The 10,430-nt window shown below is 67.3% G+C and carries 7 protein-coding genes; all 7 read right to left on the reverse strand.

Features of this window, described 5'->3' with window-relative positions:
- Position 1 precedes the first annotated feature (1 nt).
- The 7 genes from ACWFR4_RS04500 to ACWFR4_RS04530 all read right to left on the reverse strand — a co-directional run bounded on the left by ACWFR4_RS04500 (position 2) and on the right by ACWFR4_RS04530 (position 10,251).
- On the reverse strand, positions 2-499 hold the full coding sequence (locus tag ACWFR4_RS04500) for a hypothetical protein (RefSeq protein WP_453650772.1): 498 nt from the start codon (positions 497-499) through the stop codon (positions 2-4).
- Positions 500-527: 28 nt separating this feature from the next.
- A complete protein-coding gene (locus tag ACWFR4_RS04505; RefSeq protein WP_453650774.1) occupies positions 528-1,721 on the reverse strand; it encodes a hypothetical protein in 1,194 nt (397 codons plus the stop codon).
- Positions 1,722-1,891: 170 nt separating this feature from the next.
- A complete protein-coding gene (locus ACWFR4_RS04510) occupies positions 1,892-2,320 on the reverse strand; it encodes a hypothetical protein (protein ID WP_453650776.1) in 429 nt (142 codons plus the stop codon).
- 30 nt (positions 2,321-2,350) lie between these two features.
- Positions 2,351-3,688: a type VII secretion-associated serine protease mycosin gene (gene mycP / locus ACWFR4_RS04515; protein WP_453650778.1), complete on the reverse strand. Its 1,338-nt coding sequence runs from the start codon at positions 3,686-3,688 to the stop codon at positions 2,351-2,353.
- A 1,797-nt stretch (positions 3,689-5,485) separates the two neighbouring features.
- Positions 5,486-6,034, reverse strand: a complete 549-nt coding sequence (locus tag ACWFR4_RS04520) for a hypothetical protein (protein WP_453650779.1) — start codon at positions 6,032-6,034, stop codon at positions 5,486-5,488.
- 1,449 nt (positions 6,035-7,483) lie between these two features.
- The gene (locus ACWFR4_RS04525; protein ID WP_453650781.1) at positions 7,484-8,026 is read right to left on the reverse strand and encodes a DUF6308 family protein; all 543 of its coding nucleotides are present in this window, start codon (positions 8,024-8,026) and stop codon (positions 7,484-7,486) included.
- A 485-nt stretch (positions 8,027-8,511) separates the two neighbouring features.
- On the reverse strand, positions 8,512-10,251 hold the full coding sequence (locus tag ACWFR4_RS04530; RefSeq protein WP_453650783.1) for an N-6 DNA methylase: 1,740 nt from the start codon (positions 10,249-10,251) through the stop codon (positions 8,512-8,514).
- Positions 10,252-10,430: the final 179 nt, after the last annotated feature.

Genomic DNA, 10,430 nt, shown 5'->3' on the forward strand with positions numbered 1-10,430 from the left:
GCTATGCTCGCGTCCCTGTGTCGGAGTGAACTGTGCGGATGAAGTCCTGGAATTCCCCCACAACATCGTCGTGCTGAGCCGCGGTGGCGGTCAGTACCAGCCGAATCACTACGCGGTTGGCTGGGTTCTCGATGTCGGGCAGAGACAGGTACGCCTGTGTCTGGACAAGGTCGTGATGTGTGCCGTTGACGGTGGTGGAGAAGGCCAGCCGCTGAGTCAGGGCAGGTGCACCGGCAGGTCCCACCTCGCGGCGGTGTTCCACAATCACCGGCTCAGCGACCTCGCGCAGGCGCTCGACCGACTCGTCCGCGATGTCCGCCAGCGTCGATGTCTCTGGGAGCACCTCGCCGGCGATGGTGATGTTCGCGGCGAATCCGGCATCCGGCTGCGGATGCACTGCCGCGAAGGCCGCTTCCTCGGCCGCGGCTGCCTCGGGACGGGCGGGAAGCCAGCCCTCCGGCAATCGGAATTCGATGGGGATCGGCAAGGGTGTGGGCATCTCCTGCCCTCCTTCCTAAAGGGATGGATCAGTCAATCCAGCCGGTGACGGTGTCCTTGAGGGAACTGGCCCCGTCGCCGATGGCCTCTGCTCCGTCGCCCACCGCATCGGCAAGATCGCCAGCGGTTTCACTGAACTTGTGCGGATCGACCGTGATCTCAAGCCCGACCGCCCCGCCGAGTATGGGGGAAGCGCCGGCCTTGCCCCCAAGATGGAACTCGCCGTCGTCGTCCTTCTTGTAACCCCACCACGCTTCGGCACCGGGACCGGCCCAGCCCTCAGCCGTCCCGCCGATGCCGATACCGGCGACCTCGAAGCCCCCGGCTCCGGTTACCTTGCCCCCTGCGAATGCCTTCGCTCCAACAGTGAGCTCGTCTTTGGTGGCCTTGGCGTTGACGCCCGCTTCAGCACCCACGAAGCCCTCGCCCCGTGCATACCCGCCGACCCAGGGGCCGTACTCGGCGCGGCCTTCGGTCAATCCGCGTACTCCCGCGGATACCTCGGCTTTACCGACGACGCCCTTGTCGTTGAATCCGTAGTTCGCGGTGGCCCGACCACCGCCGTAGATGTCAGCGACCCCTGAGAGCGTCAGGTCTCCCTGTGCCAGCGTGCCCTTGGCGGTCTCGTGGAAGGCGTCGATGTACGCCTTGAGTGAGCCTTCCTTGCCGTACTTGGGGCCGGTGACCGTGAACCCCATGTGCGGCCACCCGTCAGTCTTGGTGTGGGGATCCTTCTTCTTGCCGAGGTACTGGTCGATGTCGCCGTGGGCCTGGCCGTTGAAGCCGTTGGCGGTGCCGTCAAGGGGGTCGCCGTCCACCACCACCGACTGCAGGGCGGTCTGGACGTCCTTGTCGGCCACGTCCGCGTCCTTCACGCACTGGTCAATGACCAACTGCCAGGCGCTGACAGCTTTGTGGATGCTGCTCTGGTAGTCAGGGTCGTGGACCATCGCGCTGCGCTCAGCGTCGGTCAGGTCCGTCGTGTCGAAGGACACCACCCCTTGGTCGGAGACCTTCATCCCTGCCTTGATGGCGTCGTCGCGGACCGATTCGAGTTGCTTGCGCAGGCTCGTGAACCCTGTGTGTGCGTCGCGGAGCAGAGAGGCGACGGCCTTCGCCTCCGTCTGAGCTTTCTGGAACTCCTTGAGAGTGACGTCGAAGCGCCCGTTGGCTGCCTGCGCGCTGAGCCCCGTCCAAGTGCTGCCCATGGAAATGCCGTGCACGTCACGGCGGTACGCGCTCTCCAGGTCATGGAACCTCTTGGTCGCCATGCGCTCCCACTGGTCGGCGGCCGTGGTGAGCGTGGACAGGTCGGTCGTCATGATCTCGTGGTACGTCGGCATGGGTTCCCCGTTGGATGATGCAGCGGCGTTGTCCGCCGGAACGGCTGGGATCAGAACGTGTCGAGAGAAGACGAGGAGCGCACCCCGGACCCGACCCCGACATCCGTTCCGGTCAACGTGGTGTTGCTGCCGCGCAATGCCGTCTTCTCGGAGGACAGCCGGCTCATGAGGTGCTGCACCTGGTCCCCCCACGCCTTGTGGGCCTTGCTCATCGCGTTGGACGTGAGCCACCCATGCCCGTCCTTCGGCCCGAAGGCCTTCACGACGCCTTGCGTCTCTTCGTCGGCCGCATCGCCCGCCTGCTTGGTATCGGGCTGGATGTGGTCCTCGATAGCCCGTGCGGCCGCCTTCTTCTGCGCCGGACTCGACGCGAGATCCGGCTGTCCGCCGCGGGCGGGCCCTTCACCGGCGGGAGTCTGGTTCAGCCGCATCCCGACCGCACCGTCCGGCGTGTGCTGTTCCCCGTTCGAGTCCGTCACGAATCCCGCCCCCACTCGATCCACGTCATGTCACGGCCTACCCGTGTGGTTGGTGTCCTGATACGGCCACGGCTGCCCCTGTCCCGGCTGCGGGCCTGGGTGAGGCGGCTGCGCCCATCCGTGCTGCGGCGTCGGCGGCACAGCTGCGGTTAGGGCCGCGCGGCGCCTGTAGCCACGCACGGCGAGCGCCCCACCGCCCGCGCCCATCAGTACGAGCGCACCCACGCCCGCCAAGATCCACGGCGGGGCGCTCGACTCGTCACCGGAAGCCGCCGCGGGGGAAGTCGACGCGCCCGTGGACGGCTTGGCGCTGGCACCTCCCTGCGCCGCTGCTGAGCCTCCGGACTTATAGTCCGGCAGCGGGTACTCATCGGCCCGACCCGGGTTCCCGGGGTCGGTGAGAGCGATCCGGGGGCGCGCGGCGCCGTAGCCGATGGAGTCGGTGCGCTCCTTGCCGCTCACGGCTCCGCTCGCAGTGTTCAGCAGGACCCGCAGGACCTGGTTGTTCGTCCAGTCCGAATGCTTCGACCAGATCAACGCCGCGGAGGCGGAAGCGAGCGCGGTGGCGTCACTCGTACCGTGAGAATCGCACAGCTCGCTGCCGCCCTTGCAGGCGGCGACCATGTCCGCACCGGGTGCGACCAGGTCGACCTGCGGGCCGTGCTGGGACTCCCTGGTCGCCTTGACGTTCTTGTCGATCGCACCGACGCCGACCACTCCAGGTGTCCCTGCCGGGTACTCCACCCGATTCGTTCCGGCACCGGTGTTGCCCACGGACGCGAAGACCAGCTTGTTCTTCGACAGCGCGTAGGCGACCGCGTCGTCCAGCTTCTTTGCGTGGTCCTCACTGCCCAGCGAGATATTGATGATCTGGGCCTCGGAGTCCGCGGCGTACCGGATGGCCTTGGACATATAGGTGGGGTAGTCGTCCGGGTTACCGTCCTTGCGGCTCTTCTCGATGAAGTCCGGTACCCGGATCGGAAGGATCTTGACCCCGGGAGCCAGCCCATACGAGCCCTGCGTGCCGCTTTTCGCTCCGGTGGCCGCGATCAGGACGGCCATGCGGGTGCCGTGCCCGTCGTAGTCCGAGTGCTCGTCGCCAGGGTGCCGGGAGTAGTCCTTGCCCGGCAGTACCTGGCCTCGCAGGTCGGCGAGATCGGGATCGACGCCCGAGTCGATGACCGCCACCGTGACGCCCTTGCCGGTGCTGGTCTTCCACATCTGCTCGGCTCGCATGGCGTCGAGATACCACTGCTGGTCCCGGACGGACTCGGCGTGTGCGGGTGTCACGGCAACGCCCGCGAGCACGACGCCGGACAGGGCCGACGCCAGCCGGAGCCTGCGTACCTGCTTGGTACGGGAACCCATGGTCATCCTTCGTTGTCTCGCCGCGTCGTCGGTGGCAGGCCCGGCAGCCGCAGCGGAGGCTGTGGTAGCTCGGTCTGATCCGCCTCTGCTTCCTCACCCACATGCCGCTCGTCGCGCAAGCGCTCCTCCAGGGCCGGCCGAGCACCATCCTTACGTGCCGCCTGCGAGGAGCCTCCAGTGGGTCCACCACTCTGCACCTGGGCTGTACGGCTCTCCGTTCCGCGTACGGGACCTGTTGCCCTGGTTGTGGTCCGCGGGTTCCGGCGCGTCTTCGAGGGCTGCGGCTGTCCACCGACGACACCATCGGCGTGCGCGGGCATCCGTGCACCTGCCACGCCGCTCTCACGTCCCGAGCCAGGCACGGCGCCGCGGCTCGGTGTTGCTCCGGCACGTGCCCCCGCGGGGGTACCACCGCGGACTCCTGGTGCTTGCTGCGTCGGGGAACCGCCGACCACCGTGCCCCGCGGAATCGCACCCGCCGCACGGCCTGTCTGCGGTGCAGCCGGACGACCACCTGCAATCCCGTTGGACGGACGCCCCGGGCTCGCACCACCTGGCCCTCGCACCGGCGACGCGGAGCCGCTCGGCGTCCCCGTCACCCCGGGAACTCCACGCCCCGGCGAAACCGCCCGCGACGCGCCGGGGGTACCAGGGACACGTGGGACCGTCGGTGTGCCCAACGGTCCGCGGAGACCGTTGGCAGCAGAGACACGGCCGCCGCTCACTCCACGCTGCGGAGCACCGGATCGGCCTGTGCCTCCGAACGCCGGCGGTGACGTACCCGGGACCGGGGGCCCGATGCCTGAGGTGCCGCCCGGCAACGCGGACGGCGGCGACGCGGAGGGTGTCGCAGTCGGAGCTGTGGGAGACGGGAGCGTGCCGACCCTGTCGAGGGCGGTGTTCGCCCCGCCCGGGGACAGATCCGGAACTGTTCTCGACGGAACGGCAGTTGTGCTTGCGTGGCGGTCTCCTGCGGCCAGCGCGGCACCACGCGCCGCTTCGCCAACTGCTGCAGCCCCTACTGCAGCAACGCCTACTCCGCTCGCCACAGCCGCCGTCCCAGTGCTCGATACATCATCGGAAGACGCGCCGGGGCGGTGGGTGAGATCGTCGCGGCTCTCTGGCACGAACTGTTTGGGAAGTTCCGGGAACTTCGGGGCCTTCAGCGCATCGATCTGCTCCGTCGACGCCGTGTACGACTGTGCCAGCTTGATCATCAACTGGGCTGCTGCAGTACGGTCGTTGTCGTACTGCGACTTGGCCGACTTCACGGAGGACTCCGACGGACCGCCGTCGTGGTTGCCGACATCCGTCGCCTTGGCCGCGTGCGCGTCCAGGATCGAGCGTGCCGAGGCACTGGAGTTCTTGAGAATCTCCAGCTGCGGCTTGACCTCGTGCAGCGTGTCCGCCGCATGCGCCATCCACTTGCCGGCGGACTCGCTGTAGTCGCCCAGGCCCAAGGTCGCTAGCGCGGCCTGATGGACCCACTTGCGGAACGCCTCGCCGCCCTCTCCGTCCCACTCGACCGCCGTGCTGTGCGTCTTGAGGTCGTCGCCGATACTCTTGATCGTCTTGGCCGCCGCCGTCAGCAGCACGCCGAGATCCGCAGGCTTCGAGCCGTCCGCCGGCTCGACCATCGCCCACAGTTCCTCAGGGGTGTGCACGGCGAAGCGGTACTGCTTGACCATGCCCCACATGCGGGATCCCAGGCCGCCGCTCATGCTCCGCCCTCGTCTTTGCGTCCCTTGAACAGAGTGATCTCTGCTGCAGCAGTTACGGCATCAGTCGCCCGCCACATCACAGTCCACCCGCTTCCGTGTCCGTCGCCTCGGGGCTCGGCTCACTGGGCTCTTCGCCGCCCGAACCACCCTTGCCCGAAGCCTGCTTGGTGTCCGACCCTCCGCCGACCAAGGCGTCGACATCAGTGCGGATGCGGTTCAGTCGTGCGCGTACGTCTTCGTCCAGGTTGTCGTAGCCGGTCTTCGACGCGTCCACGGTGACGACCAACGCCTCGATCTGGAGCGCCAGTATCTTGGACAGGTTCTCCAGCTGAGTGTGCACGTGCGTGTAGGAGGAGTGCAGGAGGTCCGCCTCGTCGAACGCCCCCAGTCGGCCTGCCCCGAGCGTTCCTCCGGCAATCTTCGAAGGCGCCGCGTGCGACTTCTCCAAGTCCCGCAGCAAGGTGTCGACGCGGCGTTTGAACGCCGTCAGCGTCTCTCCCTCGACCCGCATCGCCTGCGCCACAGACGCACCGCCGGCCCCCAGAACCGACGCAGCCAAACTCCCCGCCGCCGCGCCGATCCCGGCCACTGTCGACTGCGGCGCATCCCCCGTGCCGTCCGACACGATCTGTCCCTCCCCGTAGAGCCCGCCCCTCGGCATACGTCCAGTCCCGCCGAGGTGCTTCATGATGTTCCCATCTGTAACAGATGCAACCTGAGCACGATATCCGGGCCCTACATCCCCTGCAGAGCCTCCACGGGTTCAGGCACGCGCCGTGGCTGATAGCGGCTGGCATCTCAACCTTCAGGAAGTCCAGGAACCACCAACACGAGACAGCACGGCCCACGCGATTCCGCAGGCCAGCTGGGTGGCAGAGGGCTATGAACGCCGCTCTGGGTAGGCACATCCCTCGCACTCACCGACACGGTCAGCGCTGGCGTCCGACGCCATTTGGCGGCTTCTCACCATTCGTGGAACAACTCGTCGTTCCCACTGAACTTGCAGTCCGTAACCGCTGGCTCCTCGCACTGGCTGGCCGCCCTACGGGCATCAACACGACGAAACCGCGAAAGGCCTACGACCAGCTGGCTCGTCCGCATCTCTCACTGGGGTGCCAGCTTGCCGTCAGGTGTGGCCCAGGGGATAGATGCGAGCCCGTGCAACGCTGACAAGGCCCGGCAACCGCCACAGATTGCCGGGCCTCCGTGCATTCGTCAGTCAACGAGGTAGTGCGCTTCGCTGTAGGCGACGGTGGAGTCATACGGCTCCCCCACCGGCTTCAACATGTACCGGCGACCGCAACGGTGGCGCGGCGGGCGCCTCGGTTGCGAGCGTCAGTGTTGTCCCATGACCGGCCAAGGGCGCGTGTGACCGCCTGATCGATCTCCTCGGCCAGGTTCCGCTCCGTGACTGTCAGGCCGGACGGTGCGAGGTCGTGGGTGATCCGCGACAGGACACCCACCTGGTCATCGTCCAGCACGACGACGGCTTGGTCGGGGTACTTCTCGGCATCTACGATGGCGCGCGCAATCCGGAGTGCTTCAGACAGGAACTCAAGCGCGTCCTGGGAGTTCTGGATGATCCGGTCCCGTAACAGCCTGATCCGCTCCGCCAGAGTGGTGTACTTCGCGGACTCCGGTGGGCGGCCTTGATGTGGTCCAGGATCTCCGTCGCGGACGGCGGCGTCTCGTCCTCGCCGTCGTCCTTGTCAGGCTTGGGGCGGACGAGAGCCAGCAGCTCCTTGAAGATGGCGATGCCCTGAGCGTTCAGGACGAGGGCTTCCTCCTGAGAAGCGACCACGGAGAAGGAGCACATGGCCTACCGCCCACAATACCCTTGGTCTCCTCGTGTCAGCGGTCATCGAAAAGCTTCTGGCCGCGATTCCGTGAATACCAGGTCGGCGAATGGCGCCGCGATGGGCGTTGGTGATCTTGCTCAGCGTGCGCCGCTTCTTCGCGAGTCACCTTCGGGCAATGCTGAGCGCCCAGTCGACTGCCATCAACCGCCCGAGTGGAGGGGCGATCACCAGCTCTTCCCGGACCTCACACGCATGGTGGCAATGGAGAAGAAAGGTCAGCCCGGGACGCCCACGCAGCCCTTTGCCCGATGGTCTCCCACGTGGCTCATCCACAGCACTACGTCACAGATCCGCAGCGCCGACACCGTCTCCGGCACACCGGCGTCATCCCGCAGTGAGAGCAACTGCTCATGAAGAGCATTGCCTTCGGCAGCCAGCGCTTCTCGCAGCGACAACCAGAAGGACTCCGGGTGTCCGACGACACAGCGCACCACCTGATCGTAGACGGGGATGAGGCGCGGGCGCTTGCGAGCCAGAAGCTTGTTAGTCGTCACCCACCCCAGTCCCTTCTGATCTTTGATGAGGTGCCAGGACCGGTCAGCTGCTGAACCGGGCCTCAACAGAGCAGGGTCTGCATTCGCCATATCTATGTCGGCGGGTATCTGACCAAGAAGGACGGAAAGCTCCCCGGCAAGGCGCCCCTCCAACAAGGCAAGCGCTGCTGCGGGTGGCACCTGAACGGAGAGCGTCTGAACAGCTATCAAGTCTGCAGCGGTGACGACGTTGGCAATGCTTGTTCGGTCACCCCCACCGTCCAAGTGCTCGAAACGGAACCAGTGAAAGCAGGCATAGCGCCATCGGGCTCGTCGGTGTCAAAGTAGCGCCTCAGGTCGCCCGCCGCGTCCGCGCTGGACAGCAGCGAGCGCAACCGCTGAGCAAGGTTGGCGAAGCCAGCAGATGCCATGTCAACTCTCCATGGTGGGTTGATGATGCAGCGGCGCCCCGACTGTAGCGGCTAGCGCTGACAACCACGGTCCAGAGTCCCCTTGGCTCTTCATGGACAGCTTGCGGCCGTCTTGTTCCCACGACCCGCCCATCGTTCCGGACGAGAGGGCCCGGCGGAGATGGCCTTGAGGCCCGTTGAGTTTTGAGCCGTACCTCGGTGTTGATTACGTGTCTAGGGGCACTGAACCTCGCACCGCTCCGCTCGGAGGCCACTTGCAGCCGCAGACGGAGGCATTGCGGCAGATCCCGTCAGCGCGTACCGAGGAACCGCGAGGAGTCTTGTCACCCACCCGCCCCGTTACCCGTGGTTGTCAGGCCGTTGCCAGTCCCCGGGTTCCAACGCGCCGCTGCCCAGCCCCTCCCTGGCCACCTCCGCCAAGCGGCGCACTGTTTCGGTGAGGCGCAATGCCTGGGCTTCCGCTTCGCCAAGCGCTCGGAAGGCAGAGCCGTAGCGGCGCTGCACAGCGGGTTCGCGCTGCGGAATGCGAGCGCTCTTGGGGTCGGGACGGTAAGTGCCGCTCTGGGAGGTGGAGCGGCGGACATTGGGCCCAGCGCTGAGGAAACCGTCGAGGTAGTCGGGGTCGATCTGGTCCCCCGTGGCCCGGACAACGCCCCCGCTGAAGTCTACGAGGCCCGCGCGAGCCAGGTCGGCGACGCTGACGGTGGCCCCGTCCCACAGATCGGTGCCGTCGCCTGCATGCAGATCGGGGAGCAATGACTCGAGGGTTGAGAGCGCCGTGGTGAGTTCGGTGCGGGCCCTTTCGTACTCTGCGGCCATGTCTCGCCGGACGGCGGGCATGTGGGCTGCGGGGGTGAGGTCGACGTCGTCATCGAGAAGGTCGATGAGTGGAACGTCGCTGATCTGGCCGTCCTCGGGGACGAGTGGACCGTCGGGATTGTTGGCGGTGAGGTCGACCATGGTGACGGTGTCTGGCCGCGCACCCGTGTCGTCGGGGCGGCGCAGGAGCCAGAGGTGTACTGGGAGGGCGTGCGAGGAGGCGACGCCGCCAGGCAGGGCGACGATCTTGCGGATGGCTCCGCGTCGGACCAGTTCGGCGCGGATGCGCCGGCCCGCCTTGCGGTAGGCGACGGAGGCCGGCATGACCATGAGGACGTGGCCGCCGGGAGCGGCGTGTGCGTAGGCGTGCTGCAGCCAAGCGAGTTCGCCTTCTGCGCGGGAGGGAGTGCCGAACTCCCACCGCGGATCCAACAGGAGTTCTTCGCGACCCCAGTCGGTGACGGCGGCCGGCGGGTCACAGACAACCAAGTCGGCGGTAAGGCCGGGAAAGTGGTCGGCACGCAGCGCGTCACCATGTGCAATGCGGATGTCTTCGCGGCCGGCGAGCGCGGAGCGCACGCGCGCGATGCGGACGCAATCCGCGTCGGTGTCCTGCCCGACGCGGACGAGGCCGCATACAGGGCGCAGTCCGAACAGGAGAGTGCCGATACCGCAGGCGGGGTCGAAGACGGTCCGTCCTCGGCGCAGGTCGGGGGCGAAGTGAGTGACGGCGCGGACGATCCGGGGTGAGGTGACGAGGTCCGAGCCGGAACGGCGGGCGGAGTCGGTCAGCCTGGCCACGAGGGCTTCGAGGGCGCCTGCCGGTCCGGCATCTTCGGCGAGCCGGTCCAGCAGCTCCCGGAGTGAAACCCCGGCCGGTTCGCGTAGCGGCGGGCCGACCGGGTCCGTGGACATGTCTGCCGCACTCGCTGCGTCACGGGCAAGGTACTCCGCGGCGGCCGCGACGGCCGCGCCTGTGGCGTCACCGTAAGCAGCGCGCAGCGCCTGCCAGGTCTGGACTTCGAGGGAGACTTCCTGGCTCTTGTCGCGCCCGTCGAGCCATTCCTGGACCGCGTCCCAGACGAAGAGAGGGCTGGAGGCGCTGCCGCCGACAGCTGGGGGAAAGTCCTCGTAGCGGCGGCGCCAGTTGGAGACGGCTGCGCGCGTCACTCCGGCGAGGCGGGCGATCTCGGCACCGGTGACGAGCGCCGACGACACCCCGGCGGGCTGGTCTGGGCTGGGCTTGACGGTGTCCGGCATAGCGCCACCGTACACGGAGACTCCCCCCTACACAGGCCCAGGTCAATGCGTTGACACAACTCACACACCTGACTGGGCGACTGGACTATGACAGTTGGGTACGCCTCCGCATTTCCCCTCCCGTATCGACACTGCGCGGCCCTGACCCGGTCCGCTGACGCATCCCGATCACGGTGTCG

The sequence above is a fragment of the Streptomyces sp. NPDC055140 genome, from assembly GCF_053607285.1.

Excerpts from the sequence above, each read along its gene's own strand:
- ACWFR4_RS04500 (WP_453650772.1), bottom strand. The coding sequence starts at position 499 with ATGCCCACACCCTTGCCGATCCCCATCGAATTCCGATTGCCGGAGGGC.
- mycP (WP_453650778.1), bottom strand. The coding sequence starts at position 3,688 with ATGGGTTCCCGTACCAAGCAGGTACGCAGGCTCCGGCTGGCGTCGGCC.
- ACWFR4_RS04530 (WP_453650783.1), bottom strand. The coding sequence starts at position 10,251 with ATGCCGGACACCGTCAAGCCCAGCCCAGACCAGCCCGCCGGGGTGTCG.